We start from the raw sequence: 24,262 nt of genomic DNA, 5'->3' as shown, positions 1-24,262 counted from the left end.
CATGGAGATCAGGGAGGCGACCTCGGCGGACTGGCCGCGCATCTGGCCGTTCGTTCGGGACATCGCGCGGGCCGGCGAGACGTTCTCGTGGCCGCTCGACGTCACCGAGGAGCAGGCCCGGACCTTCTGGACGGGCAACGAGGTCACCCTCGTGGCCGTCGACGCGGACGGCACGATCCTCGGCAGCGCCAACGCCGGCGCCAACCACATGGGGCCCGCCTCGCACATCGCGAGCGCGAGCTTCATGGTCGACCCGGCCCACCAGGGCCGCGGCGCCGGCCGCGCCCTCGGCGAGGCCGTGCTCGCCTGGGCGAGGGCTGCGGGCTACCGCGCCATGCAGTTCAACGCGGTGGTGTCGACCAACGAGCGCGCCGTCCGCCTGTGGCGGTCGCTCGGCATGGAGGTGGCCGCCACACTGCCCGAGGGATTCCGGCATCCCGTCCATGGGTATGTCGGACTGCACGTCATGTACCGGCTGCTCTGACGCCCCGGAAATGTCAGAGGCGGGCCGTACCTTCGCACCGTGACGAGGGAGAAGTCACGCACCGTGCCGAACCGGGGAGATCGTTCGGCACGTATCGACCGGTGACGCACCGGCCGGCGGGGCGGGGGGACCGAACCGCCGGATGAAGGAAGAGGGGTAGCCGTGAACGAAACGACGTTCCATCTCACCCACGCGCAGCTCCACGGGCCCGCCGAGCGGACCCTCGTCGAGCCGCGCCTCTCCGCACTGGCCCACCAGACCCTGAACGCCTACGCCGAGCCCACCGCCCCTGCTGCCGCCGCCGTCCCGCCGGTCCCGGCGCCGGGGGCCCTGTCCCTGGCCGAGGCCCTCACCACGGCCCGCCAGATCCGCTACCGCCCGCGCCACGAACTCGCGGCGTAACCTCCAGCGGCCCGAACGCCCCTCGCCCGCGCGCTCCACGCGCAGGCCGAGGGGCGTTCGACGTCCCGCCCCCGCTGGCACCTGCCCGCCCGCACCCCCATGACCACCCGGCCATCTCAGGTTGAGATGCGGCGTGTTGGCCTCTTTCGATCTCCACAGAGCCCAACACGCCGCATCTCAACTTCGAGCGACCGGGCGGTCATGCTCAGAGCTCCTTGATCGCACCGACGAAGCGACGGAAGTCAGTGCGGCCGAGCACAAGGCTCCCGCCCTCCGGGTCCTTGCTGTCGCGGACGGCGACGCTATCGGGCACGGCGGCCAGCTCGACACACTCGCCGCCGTTGCCCGCACTGTGCGAGGACTTCCGCCACCCGACATTGCCCAGGTCCATGCGCTAGAGCTCCTTGATGGCGTTAGCGAGGCGGTGGAAGACGGCGCGGTCGAGCAGAAGCGCGCCGCCTCCTGGGGCCTTGCTATCGCGGACGCCTACGGCCGTCCTGAAGTCGGCAAGCTCAACACAGTGCCCGCCGTTCTCCGTCGATTGTGACGCTTTGCGCCATGCAGTCCTGCGCAGGTCCATGCGCTAGAGCTCCTTGATCGCGTTAGCGAAGCGACGGAAGCTGGTGCGGCCGAGCAGAAGCGCGCCGCCTTCGGGCTCTTTGCTGTCGCGGACGGCCACGCTACCGGGCACCGCAGCCACCTCGATGCAATCGCCGCCATTCTCGCCGCTGCGAGATGCCTTACGCCATATGGCGTTGCTCAGGTGCATGGGCTAGAGCTCCTTGACGGCGTTAGCGAGGCGGCGGAAGTTGGCCCGGTCGAGCAGAATCCTGTCGCCCTCCGGGTCCTTGCTATCGCGGACGGCGACGCTACCGCGCATCGCGGCCAACTCGACGCACTCGCCGCCATTGCCGCCGCTGCGGGACGACTTTCGCCAAGTCATTGCATTCAGGTCCATCTGCCTGCCTTAATCTGGTGTATAAGTTCAATCGACTGCTTCACGGGCAGTGCCAGCGACTGTATCTCTCGAAGGACTTGCCGCTGAGTGTTGATGTCGTCCGCGTCTTCCATGGTGAAACCTCGTGCCGCGCATTCCGTATAGGCGAGTTCTCTTCTGTCCGGTAGAAGCGCAAGCGTGAACGCACTGATGTTTCCTTGGTGGTCGCCGCGCATTGGAACGACTTGAACCGTTACCTTACGTGATATGGCATCGATCAGGGCGTCGCACTGTTCCGCCATGATCTCAGGTCGCCCGACTTCCCTGATCAAAACCCCCTCGTCGATGAGGAACAAGCAGTTGGGGGGCGGAGGCTCGTTGCGCACCAACACCTCTTGCCGCTTCATACGGCCGTCGACTGCTTTCTTGTCTCCGTACAAGAGGACTTCGGCGTACTCGGGCGTCTGGAGCAGCCCATGCACCAGGTTGAGGCTGTAGGAGGTCAGCTCCAGGGCTTCGTTCTCAACGATGTGCCAGTCGAACCAGGTGGGGAACGCCGCGTCCTTCACAAGGTCTTGCCACAGGGCGATCAGTTCGCCGCCCGCGTTCAGTTCACGGTCCATGATCTCGGTGAACTCGCGGGAGCAGCGAGTGCGGCCGTTCTCGATGGCGCCTATGTACTGGTACTTGACTCCGGCGCCGTTGTTCGCGCGTGCCGCAACGGCCTCCTGCGTCCAGCCCTTCGCTTCCCGGTAGCTGCGGAAGCGCTTGCCGAAGGCTCGCAGGCTGGGGGAGACGGTGGCCTTGTTGGGCTTCGGGGACATGATCTCGACCTCTCCCTGCCAAAGTACGACCCAATCGCCACCAAACAAAGGGCGGTGGCGGTCCATCCACTTGCACACCTGCGAGCTGCGCTTGGTTACTCACAGTACAGAACCGGTGCCTGAATGGGTCAGGGGGAACAACCGTCCATCGAAGGCGATCAATCATGATCCAGAATCCGCACGGCAAGCCGCCTGGGGCGGCGAACGGCGTCACTCACCTGATCATTAAGTCGCGACCGGAAAGCGTGAAGAACGCTCGCGATTTCGTCGGGCTCTGGTTCGACGCGCAAGGCTTCGACGAGACCGCAGCCGGCATCGCCGTGATCGTCGCGTCGGAGCTCGTCACGAACGCTCATCTGCACGGGACCGGGGAAAACGACGACATCACCGTCCGCCTGTACCGCTCGGACGCCGGCCCCATGATCGAGGTGTGGGACGGCGGCGACGACGAGCCGAAGATGCGGCACGGCGGCATCGACCTGGAGAGCACGTCCGGGCGCGGCCTCGCGATGATCGACCGCATCGCCTGTATGTGGGGCTACGACTTCCGCGTCTCCGGCGGCAAGACCGTATGGGCCCTCCTGTGCGAGAACTACAAGGAGCCTGCGGCCTGATCGGCGATGCGCGGCTTGCCGGTGGCGCATCCGCTGGGGTGGTCCAAGGGGACCGGCCACTCGCTCCACCATGTGCAGCCCGTGCCCTCCAACCCGCCGATGGCGCGGCCGGGTCGGAAGGGGCCTATCTTCATGATCATGGATCATCGGGGGGAGTTTCGTCGGGCAGCGCTCGAGTTGGGCGTCCCGGACGATGAGATCGGCAGATTCAGCGAGCATCTTCGCTTGTCGATCGGGCTGTTCGGGGGCGGCGACGGTTCTCCGGTCGGGCAGTTCGGCGGGGTGCCCCGGCTGCCGGTGGGCATGAAGTGGCCTTCCGCCGGGACCGGTCCGCTACCGCTGCTCCTCTCCGTCGATTGCGGGGCGCTCCCGAGGGTCGACGGCTTCGACCTGCCGACGGGCGGGACGCTGCTCTTCTTCGTGGACCAGGAGATGGACCACGAGGACGACTCCGGAAGGTACGCGCAGGTCGTGTACGTACCGGAGGGCGCTGAGACTGCGGTCGCGGAGGTCCCCGGTTCCGTGCCCGTCCGTGAGCGACTCGACCTCTACGCCGAGATCGGGGCCGAACTGCCCCGCTGGCTCCAGGAGGGCGACGAGGACTGGCACGAGTACTGGGAGGACCTCGACTGGGAGGACATGTCGCCCTTCCAGCAGCGGCTGGCCCGGTACATGGAGGACGACCTGCCGCACCTGGAGGAACTCCGGACCCTGGCTCATGACCTCTGGCCGTCCGGCGCCGGCATCGTCATCGGCGGATACGCCGACGACGAGGTGATCAAAAGTATCGCCGAGCAGACCCTCGCGGGTCGCGAGAAGGCAGGGGAGATCCCCGCCATCCCTATCGCGAAATGGGATTCCCACCTGGAGCAGGAAAGGCACCGGCTGGCGAGCGAATGGATTTCTCTGGTCAGAGAACGTCCTGGCTACGAGGAATACTGCACGGGTTTCGTGATCCGCCACGACGACCTGGCCGCCGTTCGGGTGGGCAAGGCGCTGGCCGTGACCGACTTCAAGGCCCCGTGACCAGGTTCGGTTGCGCCTCTGCGGCCGGGTGGCCGAGGCAGGCCCAACGGCGCGTCTACCAGGGATGATTCAGGACGAGCGTTCATGGGCGCCAGGGCGTCATGGCGCACGGGCCGCCTGGACCGGCGCACGGGGACACTTGTTCTCTACCTAGCCCCTAGGTAGAGCTGGAGCATGGTCGGACGTGAGAAGGGTCCGGCGGCGCCGCGCATGACGCTGCCGACGCAACTCGTGCTGCGGGCTCTGCTGGAAGAGTGGACGCACGAGTTCTACGGGCTGCAGATCGGGCAGGCCGCCGGGCTGCCGTCGGGGACGGTGCACCCCATCCTTGCCCGCCTGGAGAAGCTGGGCTGGTTGGAGTCGCGGTGGGAGGACGCGGATCCGGCCGAGCAGGGCCGGCCCCGCCGCCGCTACTACAAGCTCACCCCCGATGGTGCCGAGCGCGCCCGCATCGCCCTCGCGCAAGCCCGCACCCAGGTCACCGGCCTGCCCGTGCTGCGGCCCGCTCCGCCGGAGGCACCACATGACCGCCTCGGCCCCCGGCGACTTCATCAGCCCTCTTGAGACCGCCCATGCCCTCAAGTCCGCCCTCGGCATCGCCCATGCAGTCGCGCGCGCCTGTGCCGGCGCCCTCTCGCCCGTCCTCGTCCCCACTCCCACCCGCGATCACGACCCTGCCCGCGGTCTCCACCACGCCGAGGATCTCGCCGACCATTGCGCCGATGGTGCGGGTCGGTGTCGCACTGGACGGATGATGCGTCGTCATGAGCCGACCGGCGGGGCTTTGACAGTGTCGGCAGCGGAAGGGCCGATCTGGTTTCGGGGGGAATGCGGACGATGCAGCGGGAGAGCGATCCGGTCTACCGGGCGGTCGGACGGGCGTTCATGGGCGGGGACGTGGAGGCGCACGTGGGCGGTCCGCTCGATGTTCGTGCCGTAAGGGCGTCGATCTCTCCAAGGGCCAAGGACGTGTTCGCCTACGGCCGTGTCCCGTGGGAGCGCTTTCCTCGCGGACCCGAGACCCGTGACGCCGTGGCGTGCCTGCGTTCCAATGACGCCGATGCGGTGCGCGAGGCACTGCGCTGCCTGAACGGGGAGCTGGCCAACGGCGCCTGGTCGGTGGTGGCGCTGGCCGTGCCGTTCCTCCTTCGCATCGCGGCCGACCCGCGCGGCCAGTGCCGGGCTCGTGCACTGGAGCTGGCGGCGGGCATCGCGCAGTGGACGCCGGGTCCTGGCCGATGCACCCGCGAGGAGCTGCTGCGCTCGTCCGATGGCGAGCGGCGGTTCGAGCCGAGCGGTTACCCGGGGCACTGGGGGATCGAGGCCGCTCGTGACGCGATCGCCGCCGATCTCGACCTCGTCACGGCGCTGCTGGACGATCCCGCATCCGAAGTGCGCGTCGCAGCGGCCTACGCAGGGGCGGTGGCGTCCGGACGCATCAGCGATGTCCGCAATGCCCTGCACGTACGTCTGCGCATCGAGGCCGATCCGGTGGTGCGCGCCGGCCTGGTTCTCGCGCTCGCGCAGCTGGCGTGCGAACACCCTGACGCCGGGTGTCTGACCTGGATCGGGGCCTTGTGGTCGGATCCCGGGGCGCCGCCCGCGGTGCGGGTCGGTGCCGCGTTCGGGTGGCTGTGCCTGACCGAGGCACCTGCCACGGCGGGCCTGCTCGCCGCACTCGACGCCTGCGCGACCGACGAGACGGCCCGTCTGATGGCGTCGCTGCCGTGGATGCGCGCCGTGGACCACGGGGGTGAGACGGGACTTCGCCGCTGCCTGCGCGGACTGCTCCACCCCGACGACGCCGAGCCGGCATCGGACGACCCTTGGGCGTGATCGACTACGGGTCCGCTCGATGGCTTCGACCGCGTGGCGGGCGGCGACGTGGCGATGGCCGACCCCGCGCAGCCGCCGGCCGACCCGGCCAGGGGGATCAGCCGCTCGGACATCAGCCTGGACGCTATGGCCCCGGGCAGCGCCTCAAGGCCACTTCCCTGGACGACGACGGCGCGTTGTAGACGCCTCAGTCCTGTGCGTGGAGGAAGAGCGGTCGTGCGGGTGGCGGCTTGTCCTGCTAGTGCGTTTCGGCGGGGCGGGCGTTCTGGGGGTGGTCGGCCTGGACGAGGGTGAGCAGGCCGGGGAAGCGCGTCTCCAGGTCTTCGCGGCGCAGCGTGAGGTAGAGCTTGCGGCCCTCGGGACGCTGGCGGATGACGCCGCTTTCGCGCAGTACCCGCCAGTGGCCGGTGAGGGTGGATTTGGGGGCGCCGACGTCGATGGCGCCGCAGAACGTCTCCTCGCCCGAGGCCAGGGCCCGCACGATCGCCAGCCGGATCGGGTGGCCGAGGGCGTGCAGGACCTCCACGAGCTGAATCTGATCGCGGTCGGGATGGTGCAGCACAGCCATGCCCCCACTGTACGGGACCTTCGTACAGTGAGTTGACAGCACCGACCCATTGTACGAGGGTTCCGTACGAACACATTGTTCGAATGTTCCGAACAGTCGTACGAATGGAGCCCCCCATGTCCGCACCACGGGTCCGGCCCGCCTGGGCGCTGGCGCTGCTGGCGTTCGCCCAGCTGGTCATCTCGCTGGACTTCAACATCGTGTACGTGGCGCTGCCCGAGATCGGCCGCGAGCTGCGCTTCTCCGACCAGTCCCTGCAGTGGGTGGTCAGCGCCTACGCGGTGGCCTTCGGCGGGTTCCTGCTGCTCGGCGGCCGGGCCGCCGACCGGCTGGGCCGGCGCCGGATGTTCACCCTGGCCCTGGGCCTGTACGCGGCGTCCTCGCTGGTGGGGGCGCTGGCCGGCGGGCCCGGGCTGCTGGTGGCGGCCCGGGCGGTCCAGGGGCTGGGCGGGGCGCTGCTGTTCCCCGCGACCCTGTCGCTGATCAACACGACCTTCGCCGAGGGCGCCCAGCGCAACCGGGCCCTGGCGGTGTGGGGCGGCGCGGGCGCCAGCGGCCTGACGCTGGGCTCGCTGCTGGGCGGGGTGCTCACCGACGCCTTCGGCTGGGCGTCGGTGTTCTACGTCAACGTGCCGCTGGCCGGGGGCGCGGCGCTGCTGGCGCCGGTGCTGCTGCGGCGCGACTCCGGACGCCCCGTGCTGCGCGGCTTCGACCTGCCCGGAGCGCTGACCGCCACCGCCGGGGTGACGCTGCTGGTGTTCGCGCTGGTGCAGGGGCCCGAGTCGGGCTGGGGTTCGCCGCGGATCCTGGCGGCGGTCGCGGCCGCGGCGGTGCTGCTGGCGGCGTTCGTGGTGATCGAGGCGCGCACGGCCGCGCCGCTGATGCCGCTGCGGCTGCTGGCCAACCCCGACCTGCGCGCCGGGATGGCGATCACGTTCGTGTTCATGGGCACCTTCAGCGCGCTGCCCTACTTCCTGACCGTCTACCTGCAGGGCGTCCACTCCTACAGCGCGCTGCGCACCGGCCTGGCGTTCCTGGCGCCCTCCGTGGTGATCGCGGCCGGCACCCAGCTGGGCGAACGCCTGGCCGGCCGCGCCGGAACGCGCGCCACCCTGCTGACCGGCCTGATCACCGGCGCGCTGGGCACCGCCCTGCTGGCCCGGGGCGTCGCCGCCGACGCCTCCTACGCCGCCCTGCTGCCGGGCATCGTCGTCTCGGGCCTCGGCCAGGGCATGACCTGGACCGGCATGTGGATCGCCGCCGCCTCCGGCGTGCGGACCGACCAGCAGGGCATCGCCTCGGGCATGGCCTCCACCGCCCAGCAGGTGGGCGGCGCCGTCGGCCTGGCGGTGCTGGTCGCGGTCGCCAACGCCCGCGTCGGCGGCCTGACCGGCCAGGCCCTGCGCCACGCCGAGGCCGGCGGGGTCCGCGCGGCCGTGTACCTGGCGGCCGCCGGCATCGCGGCGGGCGCGCTGGTGGCCTTGACCCTGCGCCGCCGTACCGCGCCCGGAGCAGGTGACGCCCCCGAAGCGGCGGCACGACCCGTCGTGCCGCCGCCGGTCAGCGGCCCGCGCGGCGTGCCAGGGCCCGGCCGGCCGGCAGGTCGCTGACGAAGGCGCGCAGGAAGGCGAGGACCTCGTCGACGTCGCGCCCGCCCGCGGCGGCGTCGATGGACCGGTAGAGCTCCTCCTCGATCCGCGCGATCCGCCGGCCGAGCCGGTCCCCCTCTTCGGTCAGGGACAGTTCGACGTGGCGGCGGTCGTGTCCCGCGACGTCGCGGTTGACCAGGCCGAGGGTGACCAGCCGGTCGACCAGGCGGCTCGGGCTGTTGCCGCTCTCGCAGACCAGCAGGTCTCCCAGGCCGTTCAGGGTGAGCGGGGCGCGTTCCTGCAGGACGCGGATCACCTCGGCCTGGGAGGAGGTGACGCCGAGGGGGCGCAGGGCCCGCCCCAGCAGCCGGTTGCCCTCCCGCTGCGCGGCGAGGATGAGGTAGCGGAGTTCCTCAGCGGGCCGCACCGGCCACCTCGCGGCGCTCGACCGTTCCGGTCAGGAAGTCCTCGACGGCGCGGGCGTAGGTCTCGGGGTGGGTGAAGCGGAACATGTGCCCGGTGCGGTCCAGGACGACCTCGCGGGCGTCGGGGATGCCCTGGCGGAGGGCCGTCGCGGCGTCCTCGCCGATCAGCACGTCGTGGGACGGCGTCAGGATCAGCGCCGGCACCCGCATGTCGTCCAGGCGGCCGGTGTAGTCGGCGGACAGGGCGGCGGTGGCGCGGGCGCCGAAGGACCGGGCGGGGGTGTTGTCCAGGAAGAGGCGGCGGCTGTCGGCCCGGCTCCAGCGCACCTGCCCCTCCCCGTCGTGGGGCGAGGCCAGCCGGTGGGCGTGCGCGCGGAGCACCAGCTGCCGGTAGAGGGGGCCGCGCAGCCTTCCCATGACCCGCATGGCGGTCTTCCACACGGGCGAGGAGATCGGGTTGGCGGCGAACCCGCCGGACATGACCAGGGCGCGCAGGCCGGCGGGCCGGCGGACGGCCAGCGCGAGCGCGATGACCGCCCCGAAGGAGTCGCCGACCAGCACGAAGTCGTCCAGGTCCGCGATCTGGGCCGCGACGGCGTCGGCGTACTCCTCGATGTCGTCGAGGTTCTCGGGGAGCCGCAGGGTGCGCAGCGGGCGGCCGGCCAGCGGGGTCAGCCGCTCCGGTTCCCACGGGGCGCCGGAGAAGCAGGGGATGAGGACCAGCGTCGTCTCGTTCGTCATGGGCATTAGATTACACGACATGTATGTCGTGTCAACTAATTGGCCGGCCGGCGGGATCGGGGGGTCGGGACGGCGGTGCGGAGCCGCCGCGCCGCGCTCGGTTAATCGATTGCCCGCGCGGCGCGCCGGACTCGAAGATCACCGCATGCCCATCGACTTGCATCTGCTCGCCGTGTTCACCGTCACCACCCTCGTCGCCCTGGTCACGCCGGGGCCGGACATGCTGTTCGTGCTCGGCTGCGGCATGCGCGGCGGCGCCCGCGCGGGGCTGCTGGCCACCGCCGGCGTGATCACCGGCGACGCGCTCTACATCGTCGCGGCCGCCGCCGGCCTGGCCGTCCTGCTGACCGCGTTCCCGGTCGTGTTCACGGTGCTGCGGTTCGGCGGCGCCGCCTACCTGATCTACCTCGGCGTCCAGACGATCCGGCAGCGCAAGAACGGCCGGGTCGACGATCCGGCGGCGGTCGGGATGTCGGGACGGCGCGCGTTCCTCAACGGCGTGGTGTGCTCGGCGGCCAACCCCCAGACCTTCACGTTCATGGTCGCCTTCCTGCCCCAGTTCATCGTTCCGGCCGCGGGACCGGTCTGGACGCAGTTCGCCGTCCTCGGCGCCGTCCTGATCGTCCTGGAGTTCCTCGCCGACGGCCTCGTCGGCGTCCTGGCCGGCCGGATCGGCGGCTGGCTGCGCGCGCGGCCGGCGGTGCGGCGCCGGATGGACACCGCGACCGGCGGCGTGTTCATCGGGCTGGGCGTCCGCCTGGCCGTCGAACGCTGACCGCGCTTCGGGCCGCGGCGCGGGCGGCGGCCCGTTCCACTGCGGTGATGCCGTCCGGGAGGGACGGGTGGCCGCCGGAGAGGACGGCGATCAGGAGGTCGCGGTCCGGGCCGGTGAGGCGGCCGATGCTGTGGACCGTCCAGGCTCCGGCGTCCGCGTCACGGGGGGTCCAGCCGTTCTTGAGGGCGACGGATTCGCCGGGGCGGGCGACGGCGCTCACGCCCCACGCTTGATCGGGGTGGACGTCGGCCATGAGGTCGAGCAGGAAGGCGTTGCCGGGACGCGTCAGGGGGTCCAGAAGGCGGATCTGGTCGGCGGCGGTCGTCAGGGTTCGGCCCCAGGCGGGGTGCGGGACGGTCGAGCGCAGGCCGAGGGCGCGGTTGGCGGCGGCCAGGCCGGGGGCGCCGCCGAGGCGGGTCCACAGGGCGGTGGTCGCGTCGTTGTCGCTGGTGCGGATCGCGGCGGCGCAGAGGGTCCGCTCTTCGGCGGTGAGGGGGTGGCCGCGCCGGAGCAGGGCGGCCACGATGTTCACCTTGACGATGCTCGCCGCCGCGAACGGGCCGCCGTCGCCGAAGGCGAGGGCGCGGCCGGTGCGGCGGTCGAGGAGCGCCGCCGAGATCCGCATGGGTGCGCGTTCAGAGGCTCGCGTAGCCCTCGGTGGTGAGGCGCTCGGCCATCGCGCGGTAGGCGCGGGGGTCGTCCGGGGCGGTGGTGGCGAGGCCGTCGACGTAGCGGTTGTACATGCAGAACGCGGCGGCGATGAGGACGGTGTCGTGGATCTGGACGTCGTCGGCGCCGGCGGCGCGGGCGGCGTCCACCAGCTCGGGGGTGACGTCGCGGCCGCTGCGCTGGACGGCGGCGGCGATGCGGAGCAGCGCCCTCAGCCGGTCGTCGACGGGGGCGGCGCCCGGGTCGGCGTGGACGGCGGCGACGAGGTCGTCCCCGCCGGGGAGCTGGACGGCGGCGCAGGCGCTGTGCGAGGCGTCGCAGAAGCGGCACTCGTTGAGCGACGACACGTGGGCGGCGATCAGCTCGCGCTCGCCGCGCGGCAGCGGGCCGGGGCCGCGCAGCAGGGTCTCGGCGAGGGCGCTCAGCGGGCCCGCCGTCTCGGGGCGGTAGCGCAGCAGGGCGGGCAGGCCGGGGAGCGGGTTGCCGAGCTCGATGTGGGGCACGTGCGGGCCTCCGGAGGGCGAAGGAAGAGCGACGAGCTCATGTAACACCCGTCACGGCTTGCGCGCGACACCGCAGAAGGTCATCACCTCGGCGGGCTCGCCCCAGGCGTTCGGCGCCGGGTGCCAGCGCGAGCAGGACACGACGCCCGGCTCCACCAGGTCGAGGCCGGTGAAGAAGCCGGCGATCTCGGCGGCGGTGCGGGGGCGCAGGGGGTGCGGGGTGCCGCTGTCGTTCCAGACGCGCACCGCGGTGCGGGTGGACTCGACGTCCAGGCAGGCGTGCGAGAGGACCAGGTAGCTGCCGGACGGCAGCGCGTCGACCAGCCGCGCCACGATCGCGCGCGCCTCGTCGGCGTCGGTGATCAGGTGGACGATTGCCAGCAGCATCAGCGCGATCGGCTCGCCGGTGTCGAGGGTGGCGGCGGCCTCACGCAGGATGCGCTCCGGGTCGCGGACGTCGGCGTCGAGGTAGCTGGTCGCGCCCTCGGGGGTGCTGGTCAGCAGCGCGCGGGCGTGCGTCAGGACGAGCGGGTCGTTGTCGACGTAGACGATCCGCGCGTCGGGGGCGAGGCGCTGCGCGATCTCGTGGGTGTTGTCGGCGGTGGGCAGGCCGGTGCCGACGTCGAGGAACTGCCGGACGCCCCGGTCGACGAGGCGGGCGACGCAGCGGGCGAGGAACTGCCGGTCGGCGCGCGCGGCGGCCACGATGCCGGGGACGTGCCGGGCGACCTCGTCGCCGGCGCGGCGGTCCACCTCGTAGTGGTCCTTGCCGCCGAGCCAGTAGTTCCAGACCCGCGCCGAGACCGGGCGGCCGCCGTCTGCCGTCATGGCGCCCATGCTCGCACAACCCGCCGGGTATCTCATCATTCGATACGCATTTCTCAAAGTATGAGAAGCGGGGCTAGGGTCGGAGACGTCGGAGCGGCCCCCACGGCGGGCCGCGCGGAGGCGGAGAGGTGACGAACGATGAACGCCTACACCCATGGCCACCACCGGACCGTGCTGAGCGCGCACCAGTGGCGGACGGTCGAGAACTCGGCCGCCTACCTGGTCCCGCACCTGCGGCCCGGACAGGACGTCCTCGACATCGGCTGCGGCCCCGGCACCATCACCGCCGGGCTGGCCGCCCGCGTCGCGCCCGGCCGCGTCACCGCCGCCGACAACGCCGAGGGCGTGCTGGCGGACGCCGCCGAGGCCGTCGCCGCGCAGGGCCTGGACAACGTGTCCTTCGAGGTCGCCGACGTGCACGCGCTGCACTTCCCCGGCGCCTCCTTCGACGTCGTGCACGCCCACCAGGTGCTCCAGCACGTCGCCGACCCCGTGGGCGCGCTGCGCGAGATGCGCCGGGTGTGCCGGCCGGGCGGCGTCGTGGCCGTCCGCGAGGTCGATTTCGGCGGCATGGTCTGGTACCCCGAGCCCGCCGCGATGGCGCCGTGGCGCGACGTCTACACGGCGGTGGCGCGCGGCAACGGCGGCGAGCCGCACGCCGGGCGGCGGCTGCGGTCGTGGGCGATGGCGGCCGGGTTCGCCGACGTGACGGTCACCGCGAGCGTCTGGTCCTACTTCACGCCCGAGGAGCGCGAGTGGTGGAGCGAGTCGTGGGGCGGCCGGATGGTCCGCTCGGCGGTCGCCGACCGGGCCGTCGAGGGCGGCCACGCCACCCGCGCCGAGCTGGACGCGATCTACGCGGGCTGGAAGGAGTGGGCGGCGGCCGACGACGCCTGGTTCGGCGTCCCGCACGGCGAGATCATCTGCCGTCCCTGACGACGCCGCCGGTGCCGGTGGCTACGATCGTGGGCGCCGGAACGCCGACGACGGAGGGGGAGCCATGGCTGAGAAGTACGAGGCCGTGTTCGCCAGGTACGACATCAACGGGGACGGGCAGCTGAACGTCGAGGAGGTGACCGCCGCCATCGCCGGGCTGTTCCCCGGGGAGGAGCTGGGGGACCTGTCCGGCGTCGTCGGCGTGCTGTTCAGCGAGTACGACACCGACGGCGACGGGCTGCTGTCGGCCGCCGAGTTCGTGCCGCTGGTGGAGAACCTGCCCGAGCTGAACGGTTAGCGAACGGGGCGGCGGCCCGCGCTCAAGATCGGGCAGAGTGGGCGCATGAGACTTCTGCTGCTCGGCGGGACCGAGTTCGTGGGGCGGGCGGTCGCCGAGGACGCCGTGGCGCGCGGCTGGGACGTCACCGTCTTCCACCGTGGCCGCCACCCCGCCCCGGCGGGCGCGTCCGCGCTGCTCGGCGACCGGCTCGCCCCCGGCGGCCTCGCCGCGCTGGACGAGGGCGAGTGGGACGCGGTCGTGGACACCTGGTCGGCGGCGCCGACGGCCGTCCGCGACGCGGCCCGCCTGCTCGCGCCCCGCGCGGGCCGCTACGCCTACGTCTCCAGCCGGTCGGTCTACGCCGCCCCGATCGCGGTCGGGAGCAACGAGGACGGGCCCGTCGTGGACGGCTCCCCGGACGCGGCCGGCACCGACTACGCCGCCGACAAGCGCGGCGGCGAGCTGGCCGCGCTGGACGCCTTCGGCGACCGCGCCCTGCTGGTGCGCGCCGGGCTGATCCTCGGCCCCTACGAGAACATCGGCCGGCTGCCCTGGTGGCTCGGCCGGATCGCGCGCGGCGGCCCCGTCCTCGCGCCCGGCCCCCGCGACCAGCCGATCCAGTACATCGACGTCCGCGACCTGGCCGCCTGGACGCTGGACGCCGTGCAGCGGGAGCTGGCCGGCCCCTACGACCTCGTCGGCCCGTCGGGGCACGCCACGATGGGCGGGCTGCTGGAGGCGTGCGTCCAGGCCACCGGGTCGGACGCCGAGCTGCGCTGGACCGACCCCGGGACCATCCTCGCCGCGGGCGTGCAGCCGTGGGTGGAGCTGCCCGTCTGGCTGCCGCCGGGCGAGGACCACGACGCCATGCAGCGCAGCGACGTCTCCAAGGCCCTCGGCACCGGCCTGCGCCCGCGTCCGGTCGAGGACACCGTCGCCGACACCTGGGCCTGGCTCCAGGACATCGGCGGCACCGCCCCCCAGCGCCCCGACCGCCCGGTCGTCGGCCTGGACCCCGAGCGGGAGGCCGCCGTCCTCAACGCCCGCGCCTGAAACCGCCCTCGGCGTTGATGACCTGGCCGGTCACCCAGGCACTGTCGTCGCCCGCCAGCCAGCGCACCACGCGCGCCGCGTCGTCCGGCGTCCCCCAGCGCCCGGCGGGCATCGTCCGGGCGACGACGCCGGCGAGCTCGGGCCCGGCCCAGCCGGTGTCGACCGGGCCGGGGTTGACGGCGTTGACAGTGATGCCGCGGTCGGCGAGCGCGTCGGCGAGGCTCGCCGTCATCTGGTGGACGGCGCCCTTGCTGATCGCGTAGGGCAGCTCGCCCGGCATCGGCCCGAGGTGCTGGCCGGAGGTGAACAGCACGACGCGGCCGCCGGGGCGGGCGTCGTCGTGCGCGGCGGCGAACGCCTGCACCAGCAGGACGGTCGCCCGCGCGTTCACCGCCCACGACAGGTCCAGCTCGGCGGCGGTGACGGACGCCAGGTCCTGCGCGGAGCTGCGCGCGTGGTTGGCGACCAGCACGTCCACCGCGCCGAACGCGCGGACCGCGTGCGCGATGACGCGGGCGGGCGCGTCCGGCTCGGCGAGGTCGGCGGCCAGGTGGGCGAGCCGGTCGCCGGTGCCGCCGAGCGCCGCGAGGACGCCGCCGATCCCGGCGGGGTCGGCGCCCCACGGCTGCCCGGCGTCGTGCGGCGTCCAGGAGCAGGCGAGGACGCGGGCGCCCGCGGCCAGCAGGTCGCGGGCGATCGCGAAGCCGATCCCGGCGCGGCGGCTCACGCCGGTGACCACCGCGACGCGGCCGGCGAGCGGGCCGGTCACAGGGCGTCGGTGAGGCGCGGGCTGTGGGAGCGGTCGACGGGGACCAGGCGGGCGGCGGTGCCGGTCTCGGCGGTCTCGGCGGCGGACATGGGCTGTCCCCTCTTCCCCAGTGCGGCGGGCGGGCACCACGGACAGCGCCCGCGCCCCGTCCCCCATTCCACCCCGCCCTGTGGCCCCGGCCACGGCCGGGGTCCGCCGGGGCCGGTCAGCCGTGGACGAGGTCGGCGAGGGCGCGGAGGGTCGGCTCGTCGTCGACGCCGGCGATGAGGAGGGTGGTGACGGGGCTGCCGCGCCAGAGCGCCAGCCGCTCCTTGATCCGCTCCAGCGGGCCGAGCAGCGAGATGGCGTCGGCGAGCGCGTCCGGCACCGCCGCGATCGCCTCGTCGCGGCGGCCGGCCAGGAACAGCTCCTGGACGCGGGCGGCCTCCTCGGCGTAGCCGAGCCGGCCGATGAGGTCCAGGTGGAAGTTGCGGTTCCTGGCGCCCATCCCGCCGATGTAGAAGGCCAGCGGGATCTTGGCGAACGCGAGGGCGGACGCCACGTCCGGGGTGACGATCGTGGTGACCGTCGCGGCGATCTCGAAGCCGTCCGGGCGGCCGGCGAGGGACGCCCCGAACAGCGCGTCGATCTGCTCGGGGTCGACGAACAGCGGCAGCCAGCCCTGCGCGAGCTCGGCGGCGAGCGCGATGTTCCTGGGGCCCTCGGCGCCGAGGTAGACCGGGATCTCCGGGCGGACCGGGTGCACGATCGACTTCAGCGGCTTGCCGAGCCCGGCGCCGCCGGGGTAGGGGAGCGGGTAGTGCGGGCCGGCGCTCGTCACCGGCGCCTCGCGGCGCCACACCTGCCGCATGATGTCGAGGTACTCGCGGGTGCGGGCGAGCGGCTTCGGGAACGGCTGCCCGTACCAGCCCTCCACCACCTGCGGCCCGGACGCGCCGACGCCGAGGATCACCCGGCCGCCCGACAGGGCGTCCAGGGTGAGGGCGTGCATGGCGGTGGCGGCCGGGGTGCGGGCCGACAGCTGCGCGACGGCGGTGCCGAGCCTGATCCGCGAGGTGCGGGCGGCGTACCAGGTCAGCGTGGTGAAGGCGTCCGAGCCGTAGGCCTCGGCGGTGAAGACGGAGTCGTAGCCGGAGCGCTCGGCGGCGAGGACGGTCTCCGTCCGGTCCGCGGGCCGCTGCTGCCAGTACCCGACGTTGATGCCGAGCTTCAGATCAGCGCTCACCTGTCCACCCTCCAGAGTTCCGGCGTCCGGCCGATATTAGAACACGTTCTACTTTCGGGCGGAAGGGGCGGCGCGCGAAGGGGCCGCGGCGCGCGCCGCGGCCCCTAGGGTTCGGGTGGTCGGGTGCGGGTCAGGACTCCAGGGCGGAGTCCAGCAGGCCGCGCCAGCCGGCCGGGGAGAGGATCATCGCGGGGCCGTGCGGGTCCTTGGAGTCGCGGACCGCGTGCCGGGCCCCGGTGAGGGGGGCCACCTCGACGCACTGGTCGCCGCTGCCGCTGTAGGACGACGTGCGCCAGGCGGCGCCGGTCAGTTCGCGCTGGACGTCGGTCACTCGCTGCTCCTTGCTGCCGAGCGGATGAGGCGCGCGGATTCCTCGTGGGACAGGGCCGCCCCGACGATCCGGTCGAAGCGGTCCGTGTGCTTGCTCGTTTCCTCGCTGCTTTCCAGATAAACGTCACCCATGGTGCCCTCCACGTAGGCGACATCGGGGTCGGCGGGGTCGGGATACGACAGGATCGTGAACCGGCCGTCCAGCCCGGCGTGCTCCTGCCGGTCGAACGGCAGCACCTGGATCGTGATGCCGGGCCGCTCGCCGATCTCCAGCAGGTGCTCGAACTGGCCCCGCATCACCGCGACGCCGCCGATGTGGCGGAGCAGCACGCCCTCGTCGACGACCATGTGGACCTCGGGGCCCTGGGGCAGGTCCAGCGCCTGCTGGCGGATCTTGCGGGCGTCGATGCGCCGCTCGACCTGGTCCCTGCTGGACAGCAGCCGCCCGGCGGTGATCACCGCCCGCGCGTAGGGCTCGGTCTGCAGCAGGCCGTGGATGAGCTGCGGATCCCAGGTGCGCACGCACGAGGCGCCGTCCTCCAGGGCGGCGTAGCTGCCGACGAACACGTCGGAGTAGGCGGTCCACCAGCCGCGTTTGTTCGCCTCCTGGGCGAGGTTGAGGTAGGCGTCGCGGTCGGGGCTCGGGACGCCGTAGAGGGCGAGGAGTTCGGCGGTGTCGTCGGGCTTGGGGCGGGTCTGCGCCGTCTCCAGCCGGGAGACGGTGGCGCGCGACCAGTCGAGCCGGTCGGCCACCTCCTGCAGGGTGAGCCCCTGCTCTTCCCGCATCCTGCGCAGTTCCCGTGCCAGCCGGCGCCCACGGACGGTAGGCCGGTAGGTCATGGGACTGGAGTCTTCACATCCGGCGGCCCGCGCGCACGCCGAACGCCGAAGTCGGTCGCGGCTTCCGGCATTCCGAGAGCAATCTCGCGGAGGCGGTTGCGGGACTGAGAATCTCACGAGACGCTACTCGGTAATGACTCGGGAGCGGAAAGTGACGAGATCGTAGGAACCGCGCCACTTGACGTCGCCCACGGGAGGGCCCGTGAAGATCTCGACCGACGGCACCGGCGGCCGTATCGACGACCCCGGCGGGCCGGACGAGCCCGCCACCGGCCGGCCGGGACGCGCCTGGCCGCTGCCCGGCGGCCCCGGCTGCGCGGGCTACGCCCGGCGGGTGCTCGGCGAGGCCCTCGCCGGGCTGGGCGCGTCGCGCGACACCGTCGCCGACGCCCGCCTCATGGTGAGCGAGCTCGCCACCAACGCCCACCAGCACGCCGCGGGCCGGGGGCCGCACGAGCTCTGGCTCTACCTAGGCCGCGGCCCCGACCCCGCGCTCTGCTGCGCGGTCTTCGACACGCACGCGGGCGCCCGGCTGCCCGGCTACTCCTGGACGTCGGGCGACTGCGGCCGCGGCCTCAGCATCGTCGGGGAGCTGTCGGGCGGCCGCTGGGGCTCGCTGCGGACGGTGTCGCGCGTCGGCCCGCCCGTCCCGGGCAAGGCCGTCTGGTTCGCGATCGACGTGCCGCCCGACGTCGCCGCGGCCGCCGCGCGCGACCTGCCCGCCTGACCCGGCGGTCACGCGGTCAGGACGGGCGCTCCAGCACCGGCGCGATGTCGGTGACGAGGGCGAGCAGGGTGCGCGCCAGCAGCGTGTGGGCCTGCGCCCGGTCGAGCGCCCCCTCCTGGAGCCACTGCCGCGACGCCGCCTCGACGAACCCCGAGTAGGCCCGCAGGACGGCGCGCAGCGCGTCGCTCGGCGCGGGCACGCACAGCACGGCGAGCAGGTGCTCGACGGTCGCGTCGCGCATCCCGTTGACGATGCGCAGCAGCTCGGGGTCCTGCCCGAACCCCTCGGCGTCGATCGCCGCGAACCAGGTCGAGCCGCTCTTCTCGGCGACGTCCAGGTACAGGTCGACGCAGAGCGCGACGGTGCGTTCCAGCGGCAGCGAGGCGTCCGGCTCGGGCGCGCTCACCGCCATCGTGGCGGTGAGGTCCCGGACGACGTGCAGGAACAGCTCGCGCTTGGTGCCGAAGTAGTGGTGGATGAGCCCGCGCCGCACCCCGACCCGCTCGGCGATGGCGGCGGTGGAGACCTCGGCGTAGGGCAGCTCGCTGAACGCCGCGCGGGCCTCCCGGAGGATCTGCGCGCGGCGCTCGTCGGGGGCGAGGCGCCGCCGGGCGGGTGAGGTGTCGGCCACACCGCCAGCCTATGCAGGCGCGGCGGGCGGTGTGCCATCCTGGCAGGCGACGGACGCGGAGGAACCCGGTGCGGCGGGCCGAGAGGATCGGCGGCGCCAAGGCCGGGGCTGTCCCGCAACTGTGACCGGAGGCCCGCCTCCGGGAGCCAGGAACTCCGGCCGTCGCACCGAACCGCCACGGGCGTGGACACCCGAGGGAAGGACTCCGCAGGCATGCCCCCATCCGGCCCCTCAGCGGGCGCGCGCTACCCCTTCTCCGCCGTCGTCGGGATGGCCGACCTCAAGCTGGCGCTGCTCGTCAACGCCGTGTCGCCGGACGTCGGCGGCGTGCTCGTGCGGGGCGAGAAGGGCACCGCGAAGTCGACGATCGTGCGGGCGCTCGCGGCGCTGCTGCCGCCGCTGCGCGCGGTGGCCGGCTGCCGCTTCGCCTGCGACCCCGCCGCGCCCGACCCCGGCTGCCCCGACGGCCCGCACCCGGCGGGCGCGCCCGCCGCCGAGCGGCCCGCGTCGCTGGTGGAGCTGCCGGTCGGCGCGTCGGAGGACCGGCTGACCGGCTCCCTCGACATCGAGCGGGCCCTCACCGAGGGCGTCCGCGCGTTCGAGCCGGGCCTGCTCGCCGCCGCGCACCGCGGCGTCCTGTACGTCGACGAGGTCAACCTGCTGCACGACCACCTGGTGGACCTGCTGCTGGACGCCGCCGCGATGGGCGAGTCGTACGTCGAGCGCGAGGGCGTCTCGGTCCGGCACGCCGCCCGGTTCCTGCTGGTCGGCACGATGAACCCCGAGGAGGGCGAGCTGCGGCCGCAGCTCCTCGACCGGTTCGGCCTGACGGTGGAGGTCGCCGCGACGCGCGACCCGGCCGAGCGCGCCGAGGTCGTCCGGCGGCGGCTGCGCTTCGAGGCCGACCCGGCGGCGTTCGCACCCGCCTGGGCGGGCGCCGAGGCCGATCTGGCGGCGCGCATCGCCGCCGCCCGCGCGCTGCTGCCGTCGGTCGAGCTGACGGACGCCGCGCTGCGGCAGATCACCGCGGTCTGCGCCGCGTTCGAGGTGGACGGCCTGCGCGCCGACCTCGTCACCGCCCGCGCCGCGATCGCGCTGGCCGCCTGGAACGGCCGCGCGGAGGTGAACGACGACGACGTCCGGACGGCGGCGCGCCTCGCGCTCCCGCACCGGCGCCGCCGCGACCCCTTCGACGCGCCCGGCCTCGACCGGGAGCGCCTCGACGAGATCCTCGACGAGCACGGCGGTCCCGGCCCCGACGACGACCCCGACCCCGATCCCGGGCCGCCCGGCGGCGGCCCCGGCGGCGACGCCGGAACCCCGCCGCCGTCCGGCGACGCCGGAACCCCGCCGCCGTCCGGCGGCGACGGCCCGGCGGACGGGCGGGGCCAGAGCGGCGACGGCGAGCCCGTGCCCGCCGACGCCCCCGCCACGCCGCGCCTGTTCACCGTCCCCGGCCTCGGCGCCGGCGCGCCGGGCCGCCGCTCCAAGGCCCGCAGCCCGCACGGCCGCGTGTCCGGCGCGCGCCCCGGCGCGCGCGGCGTCCACCTGGCCGCGACGCTGCGGGCCGCCGCCCCGCACCAGCGGGCGCGCGGCCGCAGCGGCCCCGGCCTGCTCGTCACCTCGGCGGACCTGCGCGAGAGCGTCCGCGACGGCCGCGAGGGCAACCTCGTGCTGTTCGCGGTGGACGCGAGCGGCTCGATGGCCGCCCGGCAGCGGATGCGCGCCGTCAAGGGCGCCGTGCTCAGCCTGCTGCTGGACGCCTACCAGCGCCGCGACAAGGTCGGCCTGATCACCTTCCGGGGCGCCGCCGCCGACCTCGCGCTGCCGCCGACGTCCTCGGTCGAGGCCGGGGCGCGGCGGCTGGAGCGGCTGCCGACCGGCGGCCGCACCCCCCTGTCGGCCGGGCTGCTCCGCGCCGCCGAGGTGCTGCGCGTCGAGCGGCTGCGCGACCCGTCGCGGCGGCCGCTGCTGGTGCTGGTGACCGACGGCCGCGCCACCCACGGCCCCGACCCGGCGGCCGCCGCCGGGCTGCTGGCGGGCGTCGCGACCGTCGTCGTGGACTGCGAGTCCGGGCCGGTGCGGCTCGGCCTCGCCGGCGCGCTCGGCGCCCGCATGGGAGCCGAGGTCGTGCGGCTGGACGAGCTCGGCGCCGCCTCGCTCGCCGGGATTGTGCGCGGGTCCAGGAAGCACGGGTCCAGGAAGGTGGCGTGAGACGCGATGCCGCAGGGAAAGCCGGAGTACGTGCCGGAGGACGGGCTCACCACGCGCGCGCGCCGCAACCGGCCGCTCGTCGTGGTGCACACCGGTCCGGGCAAGGGGAAGTCGACCGCGGCGTTCGGGCTGGCGCTGCGGGCCTGGAACCAGGGCTGGCCGATCGGGGTGTTCCAGTTCGTGAAGTCGGCCAAGTGGCGCGTCGGCGAGGAGCGGGCCCTCCGCGTCCTCGGTGACAGCGGCGAGGGCGGCAGCGTCGACTGGCACAAGATGGGCGAGGGCTGGTCGTGGATCCAGCGGCCCGGCAGCGAGGCCGACCACGCCGCCGACGCCCGCGAGGGGTGGGAGCAGATCAAGCGCGACCTGGCCGCCGAGCGGTACCGGCTGTACGTGCTGGACGAGTTCACCTACCCGATCAAGTGGGGCTGGGTGGACGCCGCGGACGTCGTCGCGGCGCTGCGCGACCGGCCCGGCGCCCAGCACGTGGTGATCACCGGCCGGGACGCCGACCCGCGCCTGCTGGAGGCCGCCGACCTCGTCACCGAGATGGGCAAGGTCAAGCACCCCATGGACGCCGGGCAGAAGGGCCAGAAGGGCATCGAATGGTGACCCTGCCGCGGCTCGTCGTCGCCGCCCCGGCCTCGGGCAGCGGCAAGACGACCGTGGCGACGGGGCTGATGGCGGCGTTCGCCGCGCGCGGCCTCGCGGTGTCGCCGCACAAGGTCGGCCCCGACTACATCGACCCCGGCTACCACGCCCTCGCCACCGGCCGCCCCGGCCGCAACCTCGATCCGTGGCTGACGTCGGAGGCGCTGCTCGGCCCGCTGCTCGCGCACGGCGCCGCCGGCGCCGACCTGGCGATCGTCGAGGGCGTCATGGGCCTCTACGACGGGGCGGGCGGCGGCGACTTCGCCTCCACCGCGCACGTCGCGCGGCTGCTGGACGCCCCGGTGGTGCTGGTCGTGGACGCCTCGGCGGCCGCCGGGCGGTCGGTCGCCGCGCTCGTGCACGGCTTCCGCACCTACGGCGACGTCCGGCTGGCCGGGGTGGTCCTCAACCGGCTCGGGTCGGACGGGCACGAGGCGATGTGCCGGGACGCGATCGCCGGGCTCGGCCTGCCCGTCCTCGGCGCGCTGCGCCGCCACGACGCGGTCGCCAAGCCGTCGCGGCACCTCGGGCTCGTCCCGGCGGCCGAGCGGCGGCCCGAGGCGGTGGAGACGGTCGCGGCGCTCGGCGCGCTCGCCGCCGCGTCCTGCGACCTGGACGCCCTGCTCGCCCTCGCCCGCACCGCGCCCCCGCTGGACGCCGAGCCGTGGGAGCCGCCCGTGGCGGCGGTCGGGCCGGAGCGACCGCGCATCGCGGTGGCGGGCGGAGCGGCCTTCACCTTCGGCTACGCCGAGAACGAGGAGCTGCTCGCCGCCGCCGGAGCCGACGTCGTCCGCTTCGACCCGCTGCGCGACGAGCGGCTGCCCGACGGCACCCGCGGCGTGGTGATCGGCGGCGGGTTCCCCGAGGTCCACGCGGCCGAGCTGTCGGCGAACGCCCCGCTGCGCAAGGAGCTGGCCGCCTTCACCGGCCCCGTCTACGCCGAGTGCGCAGGACTGCTGTACCTGGCCGAGTCCCTCGACGGGACACCGATGTGCGGGGTGCTGCCGGGAGTCACGGCGGCGATGGCGCCACGGCTGACGCTCGGTTACCGTGCGGCGGTGGCTGTAGCGGACTCGACCATCGCGCGCGCGGGCGAACGCGTGCACGGGCACGAATTCCACCGGACCGTCACCACGCCCGGCCATGGCGCGACACCGGCCTGGCAGTGGTCCAAGGACGGCCCCGAGGGGTTCGTCCGGGGCGGCGTCTTCGCCTCCTACCTGCACCTGCACTGGGCCGGGGCGCCCTGGATCGCCGAACGGCTGGTGGCGGCGTGCCGATGAGCGAGGCGTTCACCGGGACGGTCCTGCTGCGCGGGCCGCGCGTGACGCTGCGCCCGTTCGGCATGGACGACGCCGCCGCCTACATCGAGGCGGTGCGGGCGGGCGAGGACTGGATGCCGCCGAACTTCCCGCGCGACCTGGACGCCGAGCGCCTCGCCTGGTGGCTCACCCACGGCGTCAACCAGATCCAGAAGCTCGGCCTCGGGATCCACCTGGCGATCCTGGACGAGAGCGGCGCCCTGGCCGGGACGATCGGCCTCTACCGGGTGGACTGGGCGCAGCTCACCTGCGAGGTCGGCTACGGGCTGCGCCCCGGCCACCGGGGGCGCGGTCACGCCACCGAGGCGCTCCGCACCGTCGCGTCCTGGGCGCTCGGCCCCTGCGGCCTGCACCGGATGGAGCTGCGCGCCATCGCCACCAACACCGCGTCCATCGCGGTCGCGAACCGCGCCGGGTTCCGGCTGGAGGGGCGGGCGCGCGGCGCCGAGCGGGTGGACGGGGTGAGCCACGACCAGGACGTCTTCGCGATGCTGTCCACCGATCCGGCCGTCACCGGCGCGGCGGGGGGCCTCACCGCCGCGGCTTCGCCAGGCTCGGACCCCATGACCTCCGACACGACCTCCCCTGCGGCGCGCGCGGCCGAGGCGGGCGAGAAGACCCTCGTCCTGCACGCCGGCGACCCCGCCGCCGCCCGCGCGATGCTGCCGAAGCTCCCGGACGCCTGCTTCGCCGAGGTGCCCGCCGACCTCGCGCCGGTCGCCGCCGACGCCGCCGCCCACGGCCTCGCCCAGCTCGTCCTCGTCGCCCCCGCCGGCGTCCTCGCCACGCTCGCCGAGCCGGGCGGCCCCGTCCGGCTGCTCGGCGAGATCACCGCCGACATGGGCGGCAGCGCCGCGCAGACCGAGGCGGTCACCGCCGCCGCCACCCCCGAGGACGCCGCCGCGCTCTGGGCGGAGGCGGGCCTCGCCGGCCCGTGCGCCCGCGAGCTCTGCCGCCGCGTCGCGGGCGTCCTGGACGGCCCCGTCGCCGCCCAGGTCGTCTTGGTCGACGGCGCGGACGGCCGCATGGTGGGCATGTTCGGCCGGATGGCCCGGACGGGGTGACC

The 24,262-nt window shown here is 74.0% G+C and carries 32 protein-coding genes; 16 read left to right on the top strand and 16 right to left on the bottom strand.

Going from position 1 to position 24,262, the window contains the following annotated elements; genetic code table 11:
* Position 1: 1 nt before the first annotated feature.
* Together K1Y72_RS17790 and K1Y72_RS17785 are read left to right on the top strand one after the other, a co-directional pair.
* Positions 2 to 484: a GNAT family N-acetyltransferase gene (locus K1Y72_RS17790; protein WP_220167466.1), complete on the top strand. Its 483-nt coding sequence runs from the start codon at positions 2 to 4 to the stop codon at positions 482 to 484.
* 162 nt (positions 485 to 646) lie between these two features.
* Entirely contained in the window at positions 647 to 886 is a 240-nt protein-coding gene (locus K1Y72_RS17785) for a hypothetical protein (protein WP_220167465.1), read from the top strand.
* Between the two features lie 205 nt (positions 887 to 1,091).
* On the opposite strand, the gene K1Y72_RS17780 is transcribed toward K1Y72_RS17785, so the two are convergent.
* Genes K1Y72_RS17780 through K1Y72_RS17760 form a run of 5 tightly spaced genes read right to left on the bottom strand, consistent with a single transcriptional unit; the run spans position 1,092 to position 2,713 of the window.
* The gene (locus K1Y72_RS17780; protein WP_220167464.1) at positions 1,092 to 1,277 is read right to left on the bottom strand and encodes a DUF397 domain-containing protein; all 186 of its coding nucleotides are present in this window, start codon (positions 1,275 to 1,277) and stop codon (positions 1,092 to 1,094) included.
* 3 nt (positions 1,278 to 1,280) lie between these two features.
* The gene (locus K1Y72_RS17775) at positions 1,281 to 1,466 is read right to left on the bottom strand and encodes a DUF397 domain-containing protein (RefSeq protein WP_220167463.1); all 186 of its coding nucleotides are present in this window, start codon (positions 1,464 to 1,466) and stop codon (positions 1,281 to 1,283) included.
* Positions 1,467 to 1,469: 3 nt separating this feature from the next.
* Positions 1,470 to 1,655: a DUF397 domain-containing protein gene (locus K1Y72_RS17770; protein WP_220167462.1), complete on the bottom strand. Its 186-nt coding sequence runs from the start codon at positions 1,653 to 1,655 to the stop codon at positions 1,470 to 1,472.
* A 3-nt stretch (positions 1,656 to 1,658) separates the two neighbouring features.
* Complete coding sequence (locus tag K1Y72_RS17765) at positions 1,659 to 1,844, bottom strand: DUF397 domain-containing protein (RefSeq protein WP_220167461.1); 186 nt, start codon at positions 1,842 to 1,844, stop codon at positions 1,659 to 1,661.
* On the bottom strand, positions 1,835 to 2,713 hold the full coding sequence (locus K1Y72_RS17760; protein ID WP_258572622.1) for a helix-turn-helix domain-containing protein: 879 nt from the start codon (positions 2,711 to 2,713) through the stop codon (positions 1,835 to 1,837). The genes K1Y72_RS17765 and K1Y72_RS17760 overlap by 10 nt, the downstream gene beginning before the upstream one ends.
* A 98-nt stretch (positions 2,714 to 2,811) precedes the next feature.
* Here K1Y72_RS17760 and K1Y72_RS17755 point away from each other — a divergent pair, with 98 nt between their 5' ends.
* From K1Y72_RS17755 to K1Y72_RS17740, 4 genes are all read left to right on the top strand, one after another.
* Complete coding sequence (locus tag K1Y72_RS17755) at positions 2,812 to 3,261, top strand: ATP-binding protein (RefSeq protein ID WP_220167460.1); 450 nt, start codon at positions 2,812 to 2,814, stop codon at positions 3,259 to 3,261.
* A 138-nt stretch (positions 3,262 to 3,399) separates the two neighbouring features.
* Positions 3,400 to 4,287, top strand: coding sequence for a DUF1963 domain-containing protein (locus K1Y72_RS17750; protein WP_220167459.1), 888 nt, complete (start codon positions 3,400 to 3,402; stop codon positions 4,285 to 4,287).
* A gap of 174 nt (positions 4,288 to 4,461) precedes the next feature.
* On the top strand, positions 4,462 to 4,851 hold the full coding sequence (locus K1Y72_RS17745) for a PadR family transcriptional regulator (RefSeq protein ID WP_258572619.1): 390 nt from the start codon (positions 4,462 to 4,464) through the stop codon (positions 4,849 to 4,851).
* A gap of 273 nt (positions 4,852 to 5,124) precedes the next feature.
* The gene (locus tag K1Y72_RS17740) at positions 5,125 to 6,123 is read left to right on the top strand and encodes a hypothetical protein (protein WP_220167458.1); all 999 of its coding nucleotides are present in this window, start codon (positions 5,125 to 5,127) and stop codon (positions 6,121 to 6,123) included.
* A 238-nt stretch (positions 6,124 to 6,361) separates the two neighbouring features.
* On the opposite strand, the gene K1Y72_RS17735 is transcribed toward K1Y72_RS17740, so the two are convergent.
* Positions 6,362 to 6,691 (bottom strand): ArsR/SmtB family transcription factor, encoded by a 330-nt coding sequence (locus K1Y72_RS17735; RefSeq protein WP_220167457.1) that lies wholly within the window; start codon positions 6,689 to 6,691, stop codon positions 6,362 to 6,364.
* Positions 6,692 to 6,807: 116 nt separating this feature from the next.
* Here K1Y72_RS17735 and K1Y72_RS17730 point away from each other — a divergent pair, with 116 nt between their 5' ends.
* Entirely contained in the window at positions 6,808 to 8,301 is a 1,494-nt protein-coding gene (locus K1Y72_RS17730; protein ID WP_258572617.1) for an MFS transporter, read from the top strand.
* Here K1Y72_RS17730 and K1Y72_RS17725 read toward each other — a convergent pair.
* Both K1Y72_RS17725 and K1Y72_RS17720 read right to left on the bottom strand, forming a co-directional pair.
* The gene (locus tag K1Y72_RS17725) at positions 8,252 to 8,707 is read right to left on the bottom strand and encodes a MarR family winged helix-turn-helix transcriptional regulator (RefSeq protein ID WP_220167455.1); all 456 of its coding nucleotides are present in this window, start codon (positions 8,705 to 8,707) and stop codon (positions 8,252 to 8,254) included. The genes K1Y72_RS17730 and K1Y72_RS17725 overlap by 50 nt on opposite strands.
* Positions 8,694 to 9,446, bottom strand: coding sequence for an alpha/beta fold hydrolase (locus tag K1Y72_RS17720; RefSeq protein ID WP_220167454.1), 753 nt, complete (start codon positions 9,444 to 9,446; stop codon positions 8,694 to 8,696). Before K1Y72_RS17720 ends, K1Y72_RS17725 begins: the two co-directional genes overlap by 14 nt.
* Before the next feature lie 145 nt (positions 9,447 to 9,591).
* Here K1Y72_RS17720 and K1Y72_RS17715 point away from each other — a divergent pair, with 145 nt between their 5' ends.
* Positions 9,592 to 10,221, top strand: coding sequence for a LysE family translocator (locus tag K1Y72_RS17715; RefSeq protein ID WP_220167453.1), 630 nt, complete (start codon positions 9,592 to 9,594; stop codon positions 10,219 to 10,221).
* Here K1Y72_RS17715 and K1Y72_RS17710 read toward each other — a convergent pair.
* From K1Y72_RS17710 to K1Y72_RS17700, 3 genes are read right to left on the bottom strand one after another with little or no spacing between them, the layout of a single operon-like run.
* The gene (locus K1Y72_RS17710; RefSeq protein ID WP_220167452.1) at positions 10,184 to 10,846 is read right to left on the bottom strand and encodes a serine hydrolase; all 663 of its coding nucleotides are present in this window, start codon (positions 10,844 to 10,846) and stop codon (positions 10,184 to 10,186) included. The genes K1Y72_RS17715 and K1Y72_RS17710 overlap by 38 nt on opposite strands.
* Positions 10,847 to 10,856: 10 nt before the next feature.
* Positions 10,857 to 11,393, bottom strand: a complete 537-nt coding sequence (locus K1Y72_RS17705; protein WP_220167451.1) for a carboxymuconolactone decarboxylase family protein — start codon at positions 11,391 to 11,393, stop codon at positions 10,857 to 10,859.
* A gap of 51 nt (positions 11,394 to 11,444) precedes the next feature.
* Entirely contained in the window at positions 11,445 to 12,221 is a 777-nt protein-coding gene (locus K1Y72_RS17700) for an SAM-dependent methyltransferase (RefSeq protein ID WP_258572614.1), read from the bottom strand.
* A gap of 138 nt (positions 12,222 to 12,359) precedes the next feature.
* On the opposite strand from K1Y72_RS17700, the gene K1Y72_RS17695 reads away from it, so the two are divergent.
* The 3 genes from K1Y72_RS17695 to K1Y72_RS17685 all read left to right on the top strand — a co-directional run bounded on the left by K1Y72_RS17695 (position 12,360) and on the right by K1Y72_RS17685 (position 14,490).
* On the top strand, positions 12,360 to 13,157 hold the full coding sequence (locus K1Y72_RS17695; protein ID WP_220167449.1) for a methyltransferase domain-containing protein: 798 nt from the start codon (positions 12,360 to 12,362) through the stop codon (positions 13,155 to 13,157).
* Positions 13,158 to 13,221: 64 nt separating this feature from the next.
* Positions 13,222 to 13,455 (top strand): EF-hand domain-containing protein, encoded by a 234-nt coding sequence (locus K1Y72_RS17690; protein ID WP_220167448.1) that lies wholly within the window; start codon positions 13,222 to 13,224, stop codon positions 13,453 to 13,455.
* A gap of 45 nt (positions 13,456 to 13,500) precedes the next feature.
* A complete protein-coding gene (locus K1Y72_RS17685; protein ID WP_220167447.1) occupies positions 13,501 to 14,490 on the top strand; it encodes an NAD-dependent epimerase/dehydratase family protein in 990 nt (329 codons plus the stop codon).
* Here K1Y72_RS17685 and K1Y72_RS17680 read toward each other — a convergent pair.
* The 4 genes from K1Y72_RS17680 to K1Y72_RS17665 all read right to left on the bottom strand — a co-directional run bounded on the left by K1Y72_RS17680 (position 14,474) and on the right by K1Y72_RS17665 (position 17,654).
* Positions 14,474 to 15,259, bottom strand: a complete 786-nt coding sequence (locus tag K1Y72_RS17680; protein WP_308287121.1) for an SDR family oxidoreductase — start codon at positions 15,257 to 15,259, stop codon at positions 14,474 to 14,476. The genes K1Y72_RS17685 and K1Y72_RS17680 overlap by 17 nt on opposite strands.
* A 205-nt stretch (positions 15,260 to 15,464) precedes the next feature.
* Entirely contained in the window at positions 15,465 to 16,484 is a 1,020-nt protein-coding gene (locus tag K1Y72_RS17675) for an LLM class F420-dependent oxidoreductase (RefSeq protein ID WP_220167445.1), read from the bottom strand.
* Positions 16,485 to 16,614: 130 nt separating this feature from the next.
* Positions 16,615 to 16,815 (bottom strand): DUF397 domain-containing protein, encoded by a 201-nt coding sequence (locus K1Y72_RS17670; RefSeq protein ID WP_220167444.1) that lies wholly within the window; start codon positions 16,813 to 16,815, stop codon positions 16,615 to 16,617.
* Complete coding sequence (locus tag K1Y72_RS17665; RefSeq protein ID WP_220167443.1) at positions 16,812 to 17,654, bottom strand: helix-turn-helix domain-containing protein; 843 nt, start codon at positions 17,652 to 17,654, stop codon at positions 16,812 to 16,814. The genes K1Y72_RS17670 and K1Y72_RS17665 overlap by 4 nt, the downstream gene beginning before the upstream one ends.
* A gap of 202 nt (positions 17,655 to 17,856) precedes the next feature.
* Here K1Y72_RS17665 and K1Y72_RS17660 point away from each other — a divergent pair, with 202 nt between their 5' ends.
* Complete coding sequence (locus K1Y72_RS17660; protein ID WP_220167442.1) at positions 17,857 to 18,381, top strand: ATP-binding protein; 525 nt, start codon at positions 17,857 to 17,859, stop codon at positions 18,379 to 18,381.
* 16 nt (positions 18,382 to 18,397) lie between these two features.
* Here the strand turns inward: K1Y72_RS17660 and K1Y72_RS17655 are convergent, their stop codons facing one another.
* Positions 18,398 to 19,012: a TetR/AcrR family transcriptional regulator gene (locus K1Y72_RS17655; protein WP_220167441.1), complete on the bottom strand. Its 615-nt coding sequence runs from the start codon at positions 19,010 to 19,012 to the stop codon at positions 18,398 to 18,400.
* A gap of 213 nt (positions 19,013 to 19,225) precedes the next feature.
* On the opposite strand from K1Y72_RS17655, the gene K1Y72_RS17650 reads away from it, so the two are divergent.
* From K1Y72_RS17650 to K1Y72_RS17635, 4 genes are read left to right on the top strand one after another with little or no spacing between them, the layout of a single operon-like run.
* Complete coding sequence (locus K1Y72_RS17650) at positions 19,226 to 21,226, top strand: putative cobaltochelatase (protein WP_220167440.1); 2,001 nt, start codon at positions 19,226 to 19,228, stop codon at positions 21,224 to 21,226.
* A 6-nt stretch (positions 21,227 to 21,232) separates the two neighbouring features.
* A complete protein-coding gene (gene cobO / locus K1Y72_RS17645; RefSeq protein WP_220167439.1) occupies positions 21,233 to 21,835 on the top strand; it encodes a cob(I)yrinic acid a,c-diamide adenosyltransferase in 603 nt (200 codons plus the stop codon).
* A complete protein-coding gene (locus K1Y72_RS17640) occupies positions 21,829 to 23,157 on the top strand; it encodes a cobyrinic acid a,c-diamide synthase CobB (protein ID WP_220167438.1) in 1,329 nt (442 codons plus the stop codon). Before cobO ends, K1Y72_RS17640 begins: the two co-directional genes overlap by 7 nt.
* Complete coding sequence (locus K1Y72_RS17635; RefSeq protein WP_220167437.1) at positions 23,154 to 24,260, top strand: GNAT family N-acetyltransferase; 1,107 nt, start codon at positions 23,154 to 23,156, stop codon at positions 24,258 to 24,260. Before K1Y72_RS17640 ends, K1Y72_RS17635 begins: the two co-directional genes overlap by 4 nt.
* Positions 24,261 to 24,262: the final 2 nt, after the last annotated feature.

Origin of the sequence: Actinomadura parmotrematis (assembly GCF_019458805.1) — a bacterium.
Classification (GTDB): Bacteria; Actinomycetota; Actinomycetes; order Streptosporangiales; family Streptosporangiaceae; genus Spirillospora; species Spirillospora parmotrematis.
Note: the sequence above shows the minus strand (reverse complement) of the source record. Positions and strands in the feature narration are given on the sequence as shown.